The 15,640-nt window shown below is 71.2% G+C and carries 17 protein-coding genes; 9 read left to right on the top strand and 8 right to left on the bottom strand.

The genetic code is table 11. The features are described 5' to 3' along the window. The first annotated feature begins 71 nt into the window (after positions 1-71). Together ACFYYH_RS05530 and ACFYYH_RS05525 are read left to right on the top strand one after the other, a co-directional pair. The gene (locus ACFYYH_RS05530; protein ID WP_388546240.1) at positions 72-911 is read left to right on the top strand and encodes a Scr1 family TA system antitoxin-like transcriptional regulator; all 840 of its coding nucleotides are present in this window, start codon (positions 72-74) and stop codon (positions 909-911) included. Then, a complete protein-coding gene (locus ACFYYH_RS05525) occupies positions 901-1,290 on the top strand; it encodes a DUF397 domain-containing protein (RefSeq protein ID WP_388546237.1) in 390 nt (129 codons plus the stop codon). The genes ACFYYH_RS05530 and ACFYYH_RS05525 overlap by 11 nt, the downstream gene beginning before the upstream one ends. 45 nt (positions 1,291-1,335) lie before the next feature. Here the strand turns inward: ACFYYH_RS05525 and ACFYYH_RS05520 are convergent, their stop codons facing one another. After that, complete coding sequence (locus ACFYYH_RS05520) at positions 1,336-2,076, bottom strand: SDR family NAD(P)-dependent oxidoreductase (RefSeq protein WP_388546235.1); 741 nt, start codon at positions 2,074-2,076, stop codon at positions 1,336-1,338. A 491-nt stretch (positions 2,077-2,567) separates the two neighbouring features. Here ACFYYH_RS05520 and ACFYYH_RS05515 point away from each other — a divergent pair, with 491 nt between their 5' ends. Then, positions 2,568-4,256 carry a purine-cytosine permease family protein gene (locus ACFYYH_RS05515; protein ID WP_388546233.1) on the top strand — a complete coding sequence of 563 codons (1,689 nt, stop codon included), beginning with the start codon at positions 2,568-2,570 and terminating at the stop codon, positions 4,254-4,256. A gap of 194 nt (positions 4,257-4,450) precedes the next feature. On the opposite strand, the gene msrA is transcribed toward ACFYYH_RS05515, so the two are convergent. Beyond that, positions 4,451-5,116: a peptide-methionine (S)-S-oxide reductase MsrA gene (msrA, locus tag ACFYYH_RS05510; RefSeq protein WP_388546230.1), complete on the bottom strand. Its 666-nt coding sequence runs from the start codon at positions 5,114-5,116 to the stop codon at positions 4,451-4,453. Between the two features lie 162 nt (positions 5,117-5,278). Beyond that, entirely contained in the window at positions 5,279-6,382 is a 1,104-nt protein-coding gene (locus ACFYYH_RS05505) for a hypothetical protein (protein ID WP_388546228.1), read from the bottom strand. Between the two features lie 273 nt (positions 6,383-6,655). Between ACFYYH_RS05505 and ACFYYH_RS05500 the strand changes: the two genes are divergently transcribed. Beyond that, positions 6,656-7,831 carry a cystathionine gamma-synthase gene (locus ACFYYH_RS05500; protein ID WP_388546225.1) on the top strand — a complete coding sequence of 392 codons (1,176 nt, stop codon included), beginning with the start codon at positions 6,656-6,658 and terminating at the stop codon, positions 7,829-7,831. Positions 7,832-8,011: 180 nt separating this feature from the next. Here ACFYYH_RS05500 and ACFYYH_RS05495 read toward each other — a convergent pair whose 3' ends face one another. From ACFYYH_RS05495 to ACFYYH_RS05485, 3 genes are all read right to left on the bottom strand, one after another. Beyond that, complete coding sequence (locus ACFYYH_RS05495) at positions 8,012-8,269, bottom strand: hypothetical protein (RefSeq protein WP_388546222.1); 258 nt, start codon at positions 8,267-8,269, stop codon at positions 8,012-8,014. Then, the gene (locus ACFYYH_RS05490) at positions 8,266-8,823 is read right to left on the bottom strand and encodes a sigma factor-like helix-turn-helix DNA-binding protein (protein WP_388546362.1); all 558 of its coding nucleotides are present in this window, start codon (positions 8,821-8,823) and stop codon (positions 8,266-8,268) included. The genes ACFYYH_RS05495 and ACFYYH_RS05490 overlap by 4 nt, the downstream gene beginning before the upstream one ends. Positions 8,824-8,941: 118 nt before the next feature. Continuing rightward, entirely contained in the window at positions 8,942-9,484 is a 543-nt protein-coding gene (locus tag ACFYYH_RS05485; protein ID WP_388546219.1) for a MarR family winged helix-turn-helix transcriptional regulator, read from the bottom strand. Positions 9,485-9,639: 155 nt separating this feature from the next. Between ACFYYH_RS05485 and ilvA the strand changes: the two genes are divergently transcribed. The 3 genes from ilvA (at position 9,640) to ACFYYH_RS05470 (ending at position 12,957) form a co-directional block, all read left to right on the top strand. Next, positions 9,640-10,869 carry a threonine ammonia-lyase gene (ilvA, locus tag ACFYYH_RS05480; protein WP_388546217.1) on the top strand — a complete coding sequence of 410 codons (1,230 nt, stop codon included), beginning with the start codon at positions 9,640-9,642 and terminating at the stop codon, positions 10,867-10,869. A gap of 184 nt (positions 10,870-11,053) precedes the next feature. After that, positions 11,054-12,109 (top strand): ATP-binding cassette domain-containing protein, encoded by a 1,056-nt coding sequence (locus ACFYYH_RS05475; protein WP_388546214.1) that lies wholly within the window; start codon positions 11,054-11,056, stop codon positions 12,107-12,109. Continuing rightward, the gene (locus ACFYYH_RS05470; protein WP_388546211.1) at positions 12,106-12,957 is read left to right on the top strand and encodes an ABC transporter permease; all 852 of its coding nucleotides are present in this window, start codon (positions 12,106-12,108) and stop codon (positions 12,955-12,957) included. The genes ACFYYH_RS05475 and ACFYYH_RS05470 overlap by 4 nt, the downstream gene beginning before the upstream one ends. A gap of 126 nt (positions 12,958-13,083) precedes the next feature. On the opposite strand, the gene greA is transcribed toward ACFYYH_RS05470, so the two are convergent. Next, complete coding sequence (greA, locus tag ACFYYH_RS05465; protein ID WP_388546208.1) at positions 13,084-13,581, bottom strand: transcription elongation factor GreA; 498 nt, start codon at positions 13,579-13,581, stop codon at positions 13,084-13,086. A gap of 225 nt (positions 13,582-13,806) precedes the next feature. Continuing rightward, on the bottom strand, positions 13,807-14,208 hold the full coding sequence (locus ACFYYH_RS05460; protein ID WP_388546205.1) for a DUF4307 domain-containing protein: 402 nt from the start codon (positions 14,206-14,208) through the stop codon (positions 13,807-13,809). Positions 14,209-14,305: 97 nt separating this feature from the next. Between ACFYYH_RS05460 and mca the strand changes: the two genes are divergently transcribed. Both mca and ACFYYH_RS05450 read left to right on the top strand, forming a co-directional pair. Then, the gene (gene mca / locus ACFYYH_RS05455) at positions 14,306-15,187 is read left to right on the top strand and encodes a mycothiol conjugate amidase Mca (protein WP_388546203.1); all 882 of its coding nucleotides are present in this window, start codon (positions 14,306-14,308) and stop codon (positions 15,185-15,187) included. A gap of 1 nt (position 15,188) precedes the next feature. Further along, positions 15,189-15,422 carry a hypothetical protein gene (locus ACFYYH_RS05450; RefSeq protein ID WP_388546201.1) on the top strand — a complete coding sequence of 78 codons (234 nt, stop codon included), beginning with the start codon at positions 15,189-15,191 and terminating at the stop codon, positions 15,420-15,422. The last annotated feature ends 218 nt before the right edge of the window (positions 15,423-15,640 follow it).

Genomic DNA, 15,640 nt, shown 5'->3' with positions numbered 1-15,640 from the left:
GGCAGGGTGGCGCGTACGCTGCGGCGGGGGGCCATGGTCCGGCGGAGAACCCGCCTGAAAGGGGCGTTGGAATGACACAGGAGAAACAGCGCGAGGCTCGGGCGTATCTGCCGCCGCGCAAGCACTTCGGACAAGAGCTGCGCATCGCCCGTGAGGCCGCCGGGCTGACACAACAGCAGCTCGGCGAGGGCGTGGTCTGCCACGGCACGCTGATCGCCCACTTCGAGGCGGGCCGCCGTATGCCGACCCCCGAGGACGCGCAGCGCATCGACAAGGTGCTGGGTACGGGCGGCCGGTTCCACCGCATGCTGCGGACGCTCGAAGAGGCGAAGTACGCGGAACACTTCCGCGAGGCGGCGGAGGCGGAACGCTTGGCGACGGCGATCCATGAGTACGCGGTGTCGCTGGTCCCGGGGATGCTCCAGACGGTGAACTACGCGCGGGCGGTGTTTCGGTCGGCACACGCCAACCCGAACCGGAAGAAGATCGATGAACTGGTGGCGGGCAGGACGGCACGGCGCGAGATCCTGGAGAATCCCGACACGCCGTTGATGTGGGTCATTCTCAGCGAGGCCGTTCTACGGACTGCCGTCGGCGGCCCGGCTGTAATGGCCGAACAACTGCGAGACCTCGCACGGCTGATGCATGACGACAGGATCTTTCTCCAGGTGGTCCCGCACTCTGTTGGTGCTCACGCGACGATGAGCGGCATGGTCAGCTTGATGAGCTTTGAGGATGCCCCGGACATGGCCTACGTCGAAGGCATCTATTCCGGAGTGCTGCTCGACGACCCGTACCTCGTACGGCGGCTCCAGGGCGCATACGATTTGACCAGGGCCGCCGCGTTGCCGCCAGCGGCATCCCTGGCCCTCCTCGAATCGGTGGCGGAGGATTACGAAGATGACTGTTAGCCGCATTCCCAAGGCGTCCGCCCTCACCGGCTGGCGCAAGTCCAGCTACAGCGGTGGCGACCATGGAGACTGCGTCGAGGTGGCAGACACCATTCCGGCGTCCGCTCTCAGCGGATGGCGCAAGTCCAGCTACAGCGGCCCGGACAACGGCAGTTGCGTCGAGGTGGCAGACACCATTCCGGCGTCCGCCCTCGCTGCCTGGCGCAAGTCCAGCTACAGCAGCCCGGACGGAGGCAGTTGCGTCGAGGTCGCGGACGGCGTTCCCGGTATCGTCCCCGTCCGCGACAGCAAGAACCCCGACGGTCCCGCCCTCACCGTCCCCGCGCCCGCGTGGACGTCCTTCGTCGGCGCGCTCACCACGGGAGCCCTGAACGTCTGAGCCCCTCGCCCTCCCACCCGAGTCCCCGTGCCGAGGCGGGGTGGGTCACCGGCCGCCGGAGACTCTCAGGACCGTGCCCGTGGTGTACGAGGCGTCCGGCGACAGCAGCCAGGCGACGGCGGCGGCGATCTCGGGCGGTTGGCCGGGGCGCCGGAGCGGGATCTCGGGGGCGGCCTTGGCCGGGCGGTCGGGGTCGCCCATCGCGGCGTGCATCTCGGTCTCGATGACGCCGGGGGCGACGGCGTTGACCCGGATGCCGTCCGGGCCGAGTTCCTTGGCCAGCCCGACGGTCAGCGCGTCGGTGGCGGCCTTGGTCGCGGCATAGTGGACGTACTCACCGGGGCTGCCCAGCGTGGCCGCCGCTGAGGAGATGTTGACGATGGCGCCGCGGCCGAGCGGTGCCATGTCCCGGGCGGCTCTGCGGCAGCACAGCAGATAGCCCAGCAGGTTGACGTTGATCACGCGCCGCAGGTCCTCGGTGCGGGTATCGGCGAACCGGCCGAGGGGGCCCGTCACCGCGGCGTTGTTGACCAGGCCGGTCACCGGTCCGAGTTCGGCCGCGGCGGTGTCGAACAGCCGCTCCACGTCCGCCTCGACGGAGGTGTCCACCCGTACGGCGACACAGCGCGCCCCGGCCGCCCGCACCGCGCTCGCCACCTGCTCCGCCGCCGCGCTGTCGCTCACGTATCCCAGGGCCAGGTCATGCCCGTCGGCCGCCAGCCGGAGACATGTCGCCGCGCCGATTCCCCGGCTGCCGCCCGTGACGATGGTGACCGGACGTGACACGTGCTGCCTCCTGCGATCGTTGCCGCGATCGTTGGTCCGTGGCCGGGGGGTGGCTTGCCCGTCCCGGTGGCGGTTCTCGCCTCGTCAGATTATCCGAGCGGCCCCGAGGCGCCCCCGCCCTCAGCACTCGCGCCCCGCGCCAACCCCGCCGCCAACCTCGCGCCAACCCCGCTGCCAACCCCGCCCTCCGGGACTGCCGCGTCGAGCGGGCGTGGGTCTCGGACCGGGGGCGTCGGTCCCGTCGCGGCCGTTCGTGGTCGGGTGGGTGCTGAGAGTAGGCGGAAACGGCTCCTTCATCTGCGGAGCGCGGGCAGGTAACAGGTCCTCACTAGTGTCCGCGCTCATGACACGAGGCTGTCCGCGCGGCACGGACGATCCGGCGGGTGCCCCGCGCGGCCGGCCCCGTGGCGTGGGGTACGGCTGCCTCGGCGGCCGGTGACGAAGCACTCCTTGCAGTCCGTTCCCACCTCACTCTTCCCAGGAGGCGCGGCATGAGCAGCGAGCCACAACTGATGGTGCCCGGCGGTGACCAGGAGCCCCCGGTACCGGGAGCGGCGTCCGGTCCGGGCGGTTCCTCGGGGCCCGTGGCGAACGAGACGCTGGAGGACTACACCCTCCGCTTCGCGCCCCGGAGTTACCGCCGGTGGACGCCGATGGTCGTGGCGACCACCGCGCTCGGCGGGATCGCGTACCTCGCCGACTTCTCCATCGGCGCGGGCATCGGCTTCACCCACGGCACCGGCAACGCGCTGGCCGCGATCGCTCTCGCGGCGGCCGTCATCTTCGTCACCGGCTTCCCGCTCGCCTACTACGGCGCCCGGTACAACATCGATCTGGACCTGATCACCCGTGGCTCGGGCTTCGGCTACTACGGGTCCGTGCTGACCAGTGTGATCTTCGCGAGTTTCACCTTCATCTTCTTCGCCCTCGAAGGCTCGATCATGGCGCAGGGGCTGAAACTGGGGCTGGGCATGCCCCTGTGGGCGGGCTATCTGGTCTCCACGCTCATGGTGATTCCCCTGGTCATCTACGGGATGAAGGCCCTCAGCAAGCTTCAGGTCTGGACGACGCCCATCTGGCTTCTGCTGATGGCGGGTCCGCTCATCTATCTGATCGTCACCGACCCCGGCACGGTGGACCGCTGGCTGGCGTACGCGGGCACCGACGGTGAGGGAGGGGTCAACACGGCCTCGGTGCTGCTCGGCGCGGGAGTGTGTCTGTCGCTGATCGCGCAGATCGGTGAGCAGATCGACTACCTGCGCTTCATGCCGCCCAAGACCGAGGCGAACCGGCGCGGTTGGTGGGCGGCGGTGGTTATGGCCGGTCCCGGCTGGGTGGTGCTCGGGGCGCTCAAGCAGGCCATGGGGGTGTTCCTGGCGGTGTACGTCCTCTCCGAGGTGGGACCGGCCGCCGCGACCGAGCCGATCCAGCAGTTCCGGGGCGCCTTCGACGCGATGATGCCGTCCTGGCTGGTCGTCCCGCTGGCGGTGGTCCTTGTCGTGATCAGCCAGATCAAGATCAACGTCACCAACGCGTACTCGGGATCGCTGGCGTGGACGAACTCCGTCACCCGGATCACCAAGCACTATCCGGGCCGGATGGTCTTCGTCCTGGTCAATCTGGCGTTCGCGCTGATCCTGATGGAAGCGGACATGTTCAGCTTTCTGAACACCATCCTCGGCTTCTACTCGAACTGCGCGATCGCCTGGGTCGTGACCGTGGCCACCGACATCATGGTCAACAAGTACCTGCTCAAACTCTCCCCGCGCGTACCGGAGTTCCGCAGGGGCATGCTCTACGCGGTCAACCCGGTCGGCGTCGTGGCCTTCACGGCCGCCTCGGGACTGTCCATCGCCATGTACTTCCATGTCCTGGGCGACGCGCTGCAACCGTACTCACCGGTCGCCGCCGCGCTGATCGCGTTCTTCCTCACGCCGCTGATGGCGGTCGTCACCAAGGGCCGCTACTACCTGCGGCGCACGGACGACGGCCTCGACGAACCGCTGCTCGACGCGGACGGCAACCCGAGCGCCGTCCCGTACGTGTGCCATGTCTGCCGGCAGGAGTTCGAACGCCCGGATGTGACCGCCTGCCGTACGCACGACGCGGTGGTCTGCTCCCTGTGCCTCAGCACGGACAAGGTCGGCGACCACCTGCTCCCCGCCGCCCCCGCCACCTGACCGCCGCCCCGGCCCGGGGCCCACGTGTCCGGTCGGGGGGCTGCCCCCGGCCCGGGTGGGCCTGCGCCGGGCCCAGTGGCCGCAGCCCCGCCCCGGGCCGGGTGGCAGCGCGTACAGCGGCGCGGCGCGGTGCTGACCGGGCCGGAGCCGGTCAGCAGCGCGTGCGACGCCGCGGCGACGTCGGGCGGAGAGGCTCAGCCATCCGCCTTGGCCACGCCGATCGGGCAGGAGACTCCTGTGCCGCCCAGGCCGCAGTAGCCCGCCGGGTTCTTGTCGAGGTACTGCTGGTGATAGGCCTCGGCCGGGTAGAAGGTGCGGCCCGTGGAGGGGAGGATCTCCGTGGTGATCGTGCCGTACCCCGAGCCCGTCAGGACCTTCTGATACGCCTCGCGGGAGGCGGCGGCCGCCTCGGCCTGGGCCGTGTCGTGGGTGTAGACCGCCGAGCGGTACTGCGTGCCCACGTCATTGCCCTGGCGGAAGCCCTGGGTGGGGTTGTGCGACTCCCAGAAGAGCTTCAGCAGCTCGTCGTACGAGATGATCTTGGGGTCGTAGACGACACGGACCGCCTCGGTGTGGCCCGTGAGGCCGGAGCAGACCTCTTCGTAGGTCGGGTTCGGTGTCGAACCGCCCTGATAGCCGACCAGCGTCGTCCAGACGCCGTCCTGCTTCCAGAACGTGCGCTCGGCACCCCAGAAACAGCCCAGGCCGAAGTCGGCGATCTCCAGGCCCTCCGGATACGGACCGAGCAAGGGGTTGCCGAGGACCGTGTGGCGGGAGGGCACCGGGAAGTCGCGCTCGGGCCGGCCGGGCAGGGCCTGCTCCGGGGTGGGAAGCTCGGGGGTGCGGCGGGTCAGGAACATCTCAGGTCTCCTCGGCTGTGGGGTCCTGCTCTCTCAAACGTAACGGCGGCCCCGGACATTCCGGAAAGCGCCGGGCGCCGGCCCGCGCCGGCGGGGGACCGTTGAGGGCCGGTGAGGGCCGGCGGGGAACGGTGAGGGCCGGTGGCCCTCAGGCCGGTCCGCTCACCGCGGCAGTGTCGCCGGGTTTCCGCCGTTCGCCTCGTACCCCGCCACCGCCAGCGCGCGGTACACCGCGTAGACATGCGCCGGGTCGCCCTCCAGCGTCCACGGCAGCGCCCCGACATGGCCGTCCACCCGCGTGAGCTGGTTCATCGCCTCCGCCCAGCGCTCCTGCCGTACGAGGAAGAGGACCAGCAGATGCCTTACGTGCGCGAGCATCGGGTCGTCCGGCCGCGCCGCGTGCACCGCGAAGAGCGCGCCCTCCACCGCCTTGGTGACCACCGCGCTCCGGTAGAAGCCCTGCACCAGATTGACCTCGGGCAGGTGCTCGTACACCGCGAACAGCGGCAGGGCCGCCAGCAGTGAGCCCCGGGGGGCGCGCGCCGCGGCCGTCGTCGCGAAGTGGTCGGCCTCCTCGCGTGAGCCGTGCCACTTCTCGCACCAGTAGTGCAGCGCGGCGAGATGCGCGCCCATGTGCGCCGGGGCGCGGTCGATCACCTTCGCCCAGAGCTGGTCGAACTGCTCGTGCGGATAGCCGAGTCCGCGCGCGACGGCCAGCTCGGTGATGTACGGCACCGGGTCGCCCGGCGCCAGCAGGGCCGCCTCGCCGCAGACCGTACGGGCCTCCTCCAGGATGATCCGGAAGTCGTCGGTCCCGGCGGACGAGGACCGCCAGGCCTGCTGCACCAGGAACTCGGCGTGCACCTGCGCGGCGCCCGCGTCCTTCGGCGCGTCGGACCGCCACGCCCGCAGCCAGGCCCCGCCGGCCCCGGGCCGCTGCTGGAGCTCCAGCGAGGCCGCGCCGGCGAACGCCTGGACGCGCTGCCAGCGCACCTCGCCCTCCTTGCCGGTGCCCGCGAGCAACTGCGCGGCGGCCCGCCACTCCTGGGTGTGCTGGACGACATCGAGGACATCGAGGAGATCCTGGTCCGGCCCCGGCAGCCGGATGTCCAGCTCCTCCTGGCGTACGAACCCGTACGCGGCGGGGTCGGCGGCATCGGGCGAACCGGGGGCGACCTGGCGGATACCACCGCGGCGGTGCATGACGTACGGGCCGATGACCGCGGCCAGCAGGCCCATCGCGATCAGGAACCAGAGAATCTCCATGGCCCCATTGTCCCGGACGCCGCGCGACGCGAACCCGGCCGGTGCGCGCGGTCCGCGCGCGGTCCCGCGCGGGGTCTGCGCGGGGTCTGCACGGGGTGGCCGTACGGGCGTCCTGCGCGCGGTCCGCGTGGGTGGCCGTGCGGGCGTGCGGGCGTACGCGGGTGCACCGGCGGGCGTGCGCCGCGCCCCGCCGCCCGGCGCGCGCTTCCGTTCAGCCGCAGGCCAGCCGCGTGTGTGCCCGGTGCTCCACGACCGGCGCTACGCTCGGGCCTCATGAGCCACCAGCACACCAGCGAGCAGTACTCCGACGAGCATCAGCACTTCGAGACTCTCGCCATCCACGCGGGCAACACCGCCGACCCCCTCACGGGCGCGGTCGTTCCGCCGATCTACCAGGTCTCCACCTACAAGCAGGACGGCGTCGGCGGCCTGCGCGGCGGTTACGAGTACAGCCGCAGCGCCAACCCGACCCGTACCGCGCTGGAGGAGAACCTCGCGGCGCTGGAGGGCGGCCGGCGCGGGCTCGCCTTCGCCTCGGGTCTCGCGGCCGAGGACTGTCTGCTCCGTACGCTGCTGGCGCCCGGTGACCATGTCGTGATCCCGGACGACGCCTACGGCGGCACCTTCCGGCTCTTCGCGAAGGTCCTGGAGCGCTGGGGGGTGGACTTCTCGGTCGCCCACACCTCGGAGCCCGCGGCCGTACGGGCCGCGCTCACGCCCCGTACGAAGGTGATCTGGGTCGAGACCCCGTCGAACCCGCTGCTCAACATCACCGACATCGCCGGTCTCGCCGGCATCGCGCACTCGGCCGGGGCGAGGCTCGTCGTCGACAACACCTTCGCCAGCCCGTACCTCCAGCAGCCGCTGGCGCTGGGCGCGGATGTCGTCGTCCACTCGACGACCAAGTACATGGGCGGGCACTCCGACGTGGTGGGTGGCGCGCTCGTCGTCGCCGACGCCGGGCTCGCGGACGAACTGGTCTACCACCAGAACGCGATGGGAGCGGTCGCCGGACCGTTCGACGCGTGGCTGGTGCTGCGGGGCATCAAGACGCTGGCGGTACGGATGGACCGGCACTGCGAGAACGCGACACGGATCGCGGAGATGCTCACCAAGCACCCGCGCGTCTCGAAGGTCCTCTACCCGGGCCTGCCCGAGCACCCGGGCCACGAGGTCGCCGCGAAGCAGATGAAGGCGTTCGGCGGGATGGTCTCCTTCCAGGTCGCGGACGGCGAGGAGGCGGCGGTGGCGGTCTGCGACCGCGCGAAGCTCTTCACCCTGGGCGAGTCCCTGGGCGGCGTCGAGTCGCTGATCGAGCACCCCGGCCGGATGACGCACGCGTCGGCGGCGGGCTCGGCGCTGGAGGTGCCGTCCGACCTGGTCAGGCTGTCGGTGGGGATCGAGGCCGGGGACGATCTGCTGGCGGACCTCCAGCAGGCGCTGGGTTAGCAGGTCCTGTCCGGTAGGTCCTGTCCGGCGGCCTGTTGTGTCCCGGGCACCGGTCTGTCGTGTCCCGGGGACGTGCCGCCCGTCCTGCGGGGCGGCGGGGTGGCGGCGCGGCGGGGCGGCGGGGCGCGGACGGCGGGTCCGGTGGCCGCGCCCGTTCGTTCCCGCGCGCCTTGTCGCTGCCTACCAGCCCTCCAGCGGCGGGGTCGTGTCGGCGGGCGGCGGCGCGTTCCAGGGATCGGCCACGGACGCCCAGACCGTGAACACCAGCACGCCGACGCACAGCAGGGTCCAGAACACCCGGTGGACGGCCCGGCGGCGGTGCAGCAGCCGGGCGCCGAGTTCGGTGGCGCGCGGGACGAGATCGCCCGGCACGGCGGGCCGGCCCGCCTCCAGCATCCGCCGCACTTCGGCGGTTTTCCTGTGATCGGGCCCGGTCATGACCGGGCCTCCCCGAGGCGTACGTCGCCCCGCCCGGCCCCGCCGCCGGTTCCGCCGCCGGGGACCGGGCCCGGCGGGGCCGCCGGACGGGGTCCGGCCGCCGGGTGGCGCGGTGGCTTCTGCCGCATCGTTCGGATCGCGCGTGCGCAGATCGCGTGGACGCGCTCCACCGGCAGGCCGATCAGGGCCGCCGTCTGCTCCTCGGCCACGCCCTCGTAGACGCGCAGGACGAGTACGACACGCTCCTGCGGGCCCAGCCGCGCCAGGATGCCCGCCGTGGGGCGGCGCCGCCGGGGGTGCCAGGCGGTGCGGGCGAAGCGCAGGGCGAGGTCCTGACGGGTGCGGTCGTAAGGGTCCTCGCCGCGCAGCCGGTCCCAGTCCGCGTACGTACGGGCCAGCGAGGCGATCAGCAGCCGCTGCGCGCGCGGCGCCGCGTCCGGGGACTCTCCCGTGAGCAGCGCCGCCGCATGCAGCAGCCGGCCGCCCGCACCCGCGGCGAACGCCTCGAACTCGCGGGCGCGGCGGCGATCCGTGGCTGTCCGCCGCTCTCGCACGTCCTCCATTGACGCCAGTCGGCGGCCCCTGGTCAAGAGGGCCTTTCGCGTACCGGGCCCGTCGGGGTGCGGCCGACCGCACGATCCGAACGTGACGGCACGTTCCGGACGAGAGGCCCTAGTTGTCCGTGCCGCCCTCGCCGGACGGCTGTCCCGCCGCCCGTGCCGACAGCGCCCCGTTGAACCGTGTGAGCAGCGTGGTGAAGGACTGCCGTTCCTCCGCCGTCCAGCCGCCCGTGACCTGCGCCATCAGCTCGCGCCGCGACGAGCGGACCTCGTCCAGCCTGGCCAGTCCGCGCGCCGAGAGCTGGAGCACGACCGCACGGCCGTCCTCCGGGTGCGAGGTGCGTTTGACCAGGCCGGTGTCGACGAGCGGCGCCACCTGCCGGGTGACCGTGGAGGAGTCGATGCCCATGCCCGCGGCCAGGGCCTTGACACCCATCGGGCCCTCCTGGTCGAGCCGGTTGAGCAGCAGATACGCGGCGCGGTCCATCGAGTTGCGGACCTGGCCGATACCGCCGAGCCGGGTCTGTTCGGCCCGCCGGGCGAAGACGGCCACCTGGTGCTGGAGTGCATCGAGGAGGCCGGCGTCACCCAAGGGTTCGGAGGCCGTCTCCCGGGAGGCCGACGCAGCGGAAGTCATGTCCTGAATGGGGGGCATGGCTGGGGGCTCTCTTGTGCGGGGGTCGGTTGGTGGGGGACAGAGTACGCGTGGATGACCCCGCCCGTACCGGGGCTGCGCAAACCCATGGGCAGGGATTCACGGTCGGCGGTCGCCGACCGCCGCCGCCCCGGTGAGCTGCGAGACTGACAACCATGAGCTTCGGTACGTCCCGCCTCCCGCGTCCCGTGATCCTCGATGACATCAGGGGAGCCCAGAAGATGCTGTCCGGCGTGGCGAGGACGACCGCCATGGAGGGCAGCAGATATCTGACCCGGCTCGTCGGCGCCCCCGTCCTCCTCAAGTGCGAGAACCTCCAGCGGACCGGCTCGTTCAAGCTGCGCGGCGCCTATGTACGGATCGCGGGGCTCTCCCCGGAGGAGCGCGCTGCGGGTGTCGTCGCCGCCAGCGCGGGCAACCACGCGCAGGGAGTCGCGCTCGCCTCCACCCTGCTCGGAGTCCGCTCGACGGTGTTCATGCCGGTCGCCGCGCCCCTGCCCAAGGTCGCGGCCACCCGCGACTACGGCGCCGAGGTCCGGCTGCACGGACAGGTCGTGGACGAGACACTGGCCGCCGCGCAGGAGTACGCGCGCGACACCGGCGCGGTCTTCATCCACCCCTTCGACCACCCGGACATCATCGCCGGACAGGGGACGGTCGGGCTGGAGATCCTGGAGCAGTGCCCGGAGGTGCGCACCGTCGTCGTGGGGATCGGCGGGGGCGGACTGGCCGCGGGCATCGCCCTCGCCGTGAAGTCCCTGCGCCCCGAGGTCCGGGTGGTCGGGGTGCAGGCGGAGGGCGCCGCCGCGTATCCGCCCTCGCTGCGCGCGGGCCGCCCGGTGGCGGTCAGGACACCGCAGACGATGGCCGACGGCATCAAGGTGGGCCGCCCCGGGGACGTACCGTTCCAGATCATCCAGGAGCTGGTCGACGAGGTGCGTACGGTCTCCGAGGACGAGCTGTCCAGCGCGCTGCTGCTCTGTCTGGAGCGGGCGAAGCTGGTCGTGGAGCCGGCCGGGGCGAGTCCCGTGGCCGCGCTGCTGAGCGATCCGGGGGCCTTCCGCGGGCCGGTGGTGGCGGTGCTCTCGGGCGGCAATGTGGATCCGGTGCTGATGGAGCGCATCCTGCGGCACGGGATGGCGGCCGCCGGGCGCTATCTGAGTCTGCGGCTACGGGTGACGGACCGGCCGGGCGCGCTCGCGACGATGCTCACGGTGCTGTCGGGGGCCGACGCCAATGTGCTCGACATCAGCCATGTACGGACCGATCCCCGGCTCGGGCTGGCGGAGGCCGAGGTGGAGGTGCATCTGGAGACCAAGGGGCCGGACCACTGCGCGGAGGTCGCGACGGCGCTGCGGTCGGCGGGTTACACGATCCTCCCCTGAGCCCCCGGGGAGGGGCGTTCCACCGGCGTGGGAAACCCTCTTGTGAGTCGCGATGTATCGCGTTACTGTGCCGGTCCTGGCGCCTGCCGCGACCGGACTTCCGCAACGGCCGGGCAGGGGACGACCAGCGAACCTAAGCTCTGCGTAAGCAGCAGCACCGACAGCGATCCACGGGAGAAACCACATGCCGGGCGCCATCTACGCCGAAGGCCTGGTGAAGACCTTCGGCGATGTCAGGGCTCTGGACGGCGTCGATCTCGATGTTCCCGAGGGCACGGTCCTGGGGCTCCTCGGACCCAACGGCGCGGGCAAGACCACCGCCGTGCGCGTGCTCACCACCCTGCTCAGGCCCGACAGCGGCAAGGCCGTGGTCGCGGGCATCGACGTTCTCAAGCACCCCAACGAAGTCCGCCGCTCCATCGGGCTCTCCGGCCAGTTCGCGGCGGTCGACGAGTATCTGACCGGCCGCGAGAACCTGCGGATGGTCGGCCGGCTCTACCAGATGAGCGCCCGCGCGGCGAAGGCGCGGGCGGACGAGCTGCTGGAGCGCTTCAACCTCTCCGACGCGGCGGACCGTACGGCCAAGACCTACTCCGGGGGCATGCGCCGCCGGCTCGACCTCGCCGCCGCGCTCGTCGTCTCCCCGCCCGTGATGTTCATGGACGAGCCGACGACGGGCCTGGACCCGCGCAACCGGCAGCAGCTCTGGGGCATCATCCAGGAGCTGGTGGCCGGCGGGACGACCCTGCTGCTCACCACCCAGTATCTGGAGGAGGCCGACCATCTGGCCCATGACATCTGTGTCGTGGACCACGGTCAGGTCATCGCCCGGGGCACCGCCGACCAGCTCAAGGCCCGTACGGGCGGCGAGCGCGTCGAGGTCGTCGTGCACGAGCGCGACCGGATCGACACCGCCCGCACCGTCCTCGGGGCGTTCGGCAAGGGCGGCGAGGTGACGGTCGACGAGCACACCCGCAAGCTGACCGTCCCGGTGACCGGCGGCGCCAAGCTGCTCGCCGAGGTCATCAGGGAGCTGGACACCCGGGGCGTCGAGATCGACGACATCGCCCTGCGCCGCCCCACCCTCGACGACGTCTTCATCTCCCTGACCGGCCACGCGGCCGAGGACGCGGTTGCCGAAGCCGACGGCCCCGGCGGCCCCGGCGGCACCACCGCCGGGAGCGGCAGGGCCGCCAGGGCCGCGAGGACCGCCAAGAGCACGAAGGAGACCGGGAAGTGACCGTCACCACGGAAGCCGCACCGACCGCGGCCCCCCGGCCGCGCGGCGGGATCGTCCAGTCGGCCACCGACTCGCTGGTCGTCGCCCGCCGGAATCTGATCCGCATGACCAGGATCCCCGAGGTCGTTCTCTTCGGGCTCATCCAGCCGATCATGTTCGTGGTGATGTTCAGCTATGTGTTCGGCGGATCGCTCCAGGTGGGCGGCTCTGTCAACGCCGATGTCTACCGCAACTTCCTGATGGCCGGGATCTTCGCGCAGACCGTGACCTTCGCCACCGCGGGCGCGGGCGCCGGAATCGCCGACGACATGCACAAGGGCCTCATCGACCGGTTCCGCTCACTGCCCATGGCGCGTGGCGCGGTCCTCACCGGCCGTACGCTCGCCGATCTGGTGCAGACCGCGCTGACCGTGGTGGTGCTCGCGATCGTCGCCGTGCTCGTGGGCTGGCGCATCCACGAGGGGCTGCCGAAGGCGCTGGGCGCGTTCGGGCTGCTGCTGCTCCTCGGGTACGCCTTCTCCTGGATCGGGGCGCTGATCGGGCTGTCCGTCCGTACCCCGGAGGCCGCCACCTCGGGCGGGCTGATCTGGCTCTTCCCGGTGACGTTCATCTCCAACGCCTTCGTGGACACCAGCGGGATGACGCCCTGGCTGCGGCACATCGCCGACTGGAATCCGTTCAGCGCGACGGTGCAGGCGTGCCGGGTGCTGTTCGGCAACCCGGGGGTCTCGCAGTCCGACGCCTGGCCCATGGAGCATCCGGTGCTGGCGTCGCTGATCTGGTCGGTCCTGATCATCGCGGTGTTCCGGACGCTGGCGGTGCGGAAGTACCGCTCGGCGACGGCCTGAGGGCCTGAGGGTCTGACGGCCTGACGGCTCGTTGCGGGTCTGCGGGTCCGCTGGTCTGCGGGTCCGCGGGCCCGTACGTCCCGCGGAAACAGCCCCCGGCTCCCTGGGCCGGGGGCTGTCGCGCTCTCAGCCCTGGTAGGGCTTGGCGTCCAGGATCTTCACGGAGGCCTTCTTGCCGTTGGGCAGTTCGTACTCCGCGTCGTCGCCGACCTTCTTGCCGTTCACACCGCTGCCGAGCGGGGACTGCGGCGAGTAGGTCTCGATGTCCGAGCTGGCGTACTCGCGCGAGGCCAGCAGGAAGTCCAGGGTGTCGTCCGGATCGCCGTCGAAGGCGATGGTCACGACCATGCCCGGTTCGACGACGCCGTCGTCCGCGGGGGCCTCGCCGACCTTCGCGTTCTGAAGGAGCTGGGTGAGCTGGCGAACCCGGAGCTCCTGCTTGCCCTGCTCCTCCTTGGCCGCGTGGTACCCGCCGTTCTCCCGGAGGTCGCCCTCCTCACGGGCCGCCGCGATCTTCATGGCGATCTCGGTGCGGGCGGGACCAGACAGGTACTCCAGCTCGGCCTTGAGCTGGTTGTACGCCTCCTGGGTGAGCCAGGTGACGTTTTCGCTGGTCTGGGTCACAGGTGCTCCTCGTAGGTACCGGGAATACAAAGCAACGCCCTACCCAGAAGAATGTTGCCTTCTCGGGCGGGCGAAACCACGAGCCTAACAATTTCGTGGCGCGAGGGGGAGGACGAAAGCCATCAGAATTGCGTTAGCGCAGGTCAGCGCCGAGATGTGCGGCGGGTCCCGGTGCCGCTGGGAGCGGTGGGACCAGCGTGACGGGCGGGACCGGCGGGGGATCCGTCAGTCCGACGTACAGCCCAGCAGCTCCGCACTGGTCGCGGTCGCCGTCGTACGCACGGTGACGACCTGGTCGATCCTGGCCTCGCCGGAACCGAACCGTACGTCCTTGCGGCCCACCTCGGCGCCGTTCTCCGCGAGGGAGCGCAGTGTGCAGCTTCCCCTCGCGTCCCGGTCCTTGCGGACCTCCAGATGGACTTCGACCGAGGTGGCGGAGACCACCTTGAACTTGATGAGTTCCCCGGAGACACTGCGATCGACCACGTAGTGGTAGCCGAACCAGCCGATCACGGCGAGCAGGACGGCGCCGAGTACGGCACCCACGATCCGCAGCCGGCGATCCGCGTGCTCGTCCGCCGTGCGGCCGTAACGGCCGGGGGGGAGCTGCTCGCGCACCACGGCCATGATCGTCCCTTTCCGCGTCGGGCGGCCGGAATTTCCGCCCCCGGACATCCGTCACTATAGAAGCCGTCCGATGCGACGAATCACTGAGGATCGAGTCTTGACTGAGCAGCTACGGCTGATGGCCGTCCACGCGCACCCCGACGACGAGTCGAGCAAGGGCGCGGCCACCATGGCCAAGTACGTGTCCGAGGGGGTGGACGTGCTGGTCGTGACCTGCACGGGGGGCGAGCGCGGCTCCATCCTCAACCCCAAGCTCCAGGGTGACAGCTATATCGAGGAGCACATCCACGAGGTCCGCAAGAAGGAGATGGACGAGGCGCGCGAGATCCTCGGCGTCGAGCAGGAGTGGCTGGGCTATGTCGACTCCGGGCTGCCCGAGGGCGACCCGCTGCCGCCGCTGCCCGAGGGCTGCTTCGCGCTGGAGGACGTCGACGAGGCCGCCGGGCGGCTGGTGCGGCTGATCCGTTCGTTCCGGCCGCAGGTCATCACGACGTACGACGAGAACGGCGGGTATCCGCACCCCGACCACATCATGACCCACAAGATCTCGATGGTGGCGTTCGAGGCCGCGGCGGACAAGGAGAAGTACCCGGAGGACGAGTTCGGCCCGGTCTGGCGGCCGCAGAAGCTCTACTACAACCAGGGCTTCAACCGGCCGCGCACGGTCGCGCTGCACGAGGCGCTGCTGGCGCGCGGCCTGGAGTCGCCGTACGGGGAGTGGCTGGAGCGCTGGAAGGAGATCGCCCGCGAGGAGCGGACGCTCACCACCTACGTGCCGTGCGCGGACTTCTACGAGATCCGGGACAAGGCGCTGATCGCGCACGCCACGCAGATCGACCCCGACGGGGGCTGGTTCCGGGTGCCGATGGACGTCCAGCGGGAGGTCTGGCCGACCGAGGAGTACGAGCTGGCGAAGTCGTTCGTCGATACGTCCCTCCCCGAGAGCGACCTCTTCGCGGGCATCCGCGACAATGCCTGATATGTATGCGACCCAGGCAATGACGCACATGCTTCCGCTCGCCAAGGAGCTGGACGAGAACAAGGTGACGCCCGGTGTCCTCGGGTTCATCGTGTTCGCGGTGATGGCGGGCGGCGTGTGGCTGCTGATGAAGTCGATGAACCGGCATATGAGCATGGTCAACTTCGAGGAGACCCCGGAGCCGGAGAAGACTCCGGCCGGCGCCCCGACGAAGACGCCGCCGCACGGCGAGTAGCGCGTCCGCCCGCCCCGCCGCCCGCCGCCGTAGGGCGGTAGCGCGTCCCGACGCCACCGGCCGCCCCGAGGGGCGGCCGGCCCCCCGACGCCGCAGTGACGGCCCCGGGCGGATCCCCGACGGCCCGGTCCGGTTCCGGCCCCGCCCCGGCCGGTGACGGCGGCGGAACACCCCGTGCCCGTGCGGGCCGACCGGCCGGCCGCTGGGCGGGACCGGGC

It is taken from the genome of Streptomyces sp. NPDC002018, from assembly GCF_042890865.1.
GTDB lineage: Bacteria > Actinomycetota > Actinomycetes > Streptomycetales > Streptomycetaceae > Streptomyces.
The sequence above is the reverse complement of the archived record's forward strand: the minus strand, read 5'-3'. Positions and strand labels throughout refer to the sequence as shown.

Excerpts from the sequence above, each read along its gene's own strand:
- ACFYYH_RS05530 (WP_388546240.1), top strand. The coding sequence starts at position 72 with ATGACACAGGAGAAACAGCGCGAGGCTCGGGCGTATCTGCCGCCGCGC.
- ACFYYH_RS05525 (WP_388546237.1), top strand. The coding sequence starts at position 901 with ATGACTGTTAGCCGCATTCCCAAGGCGTCCGCCCTCACCGGCTGGCGC.
- ACFYYH_RS05515 (WP_388546233.1), top strand. The coding sequence starts at position 2,568 with ATGAGCAGCGAGCCACAACTGATGGTGCCCGGCGGTGACCAGGAGCCC.
- msrA (WP_388546230.1), bottom strand. The coding sequence starts at position 5,116 with ATGTTCCTGACCCGCCGCACCCCCGAGCTTCCCACCCCGGAGCAGGCC.
- ACFYYH_RS05505 (WP_388546228.1), bottom strand. The coding sequence starts at position 6,382 with ATGGAGATTCTCTGGTTCCTGATCGCGATGGGCCTGCTGGCCGCGGTC.
- ACFYYH_RS05500 (WP_388546225.1), top strand. The coding sequence starts at position 6,656 with ATGAGCCACCAGCACACCAGCGAGCAGTACTCCGACGAGCATCAGCAC.
- ACFYYH_RS05495 (WP_388546222.1), bottom strand. The coding sequence starts at position 8,269 with ATGACCGGGCCCGATCACAGGAAAACCGCCGAAGTGCGGCGGATGCTG.
- ACFYYH_RS05485 (WP_388546219.1), bottom strand. The coding sequence starts at position 9,484 with ATGCCCCCCATTCAGGACATGACTTCCGCTGCGTCGGCCTCCCGGGAG.
- ilvA (WP_388546217.1), top strand. The coding sequence starts at position 9,640 with ATGAGCTTCGGTACGTCCCGCCTCCCGCGTCCCGTGATCCTCGATGAC.
- ACFYYH_RS05475 (WP_388546214.1), top strand. The coding sequence starts at position 11,054 with ATGCCGGGCGCCATCTACGCCGAAGGCCTGGTGAAGACCTTCGGCGAT.
- ACFYYH_RS05460 (WP_388546205.1), bottom strand. The coding sequence starts at position 14,208 with ATGGCCGTGGTGCGCGAGCAGCTCCCCCCCGGCCGTTACGGCCGCACG.
- ACFYYH_RS05450 (WP_388546201.1), top strand. The coding sequence starts at position 15,189 with ATGTATGCGACCCAGGCAATGACGCACATGCTTCCGCTCGCCAAGGAG.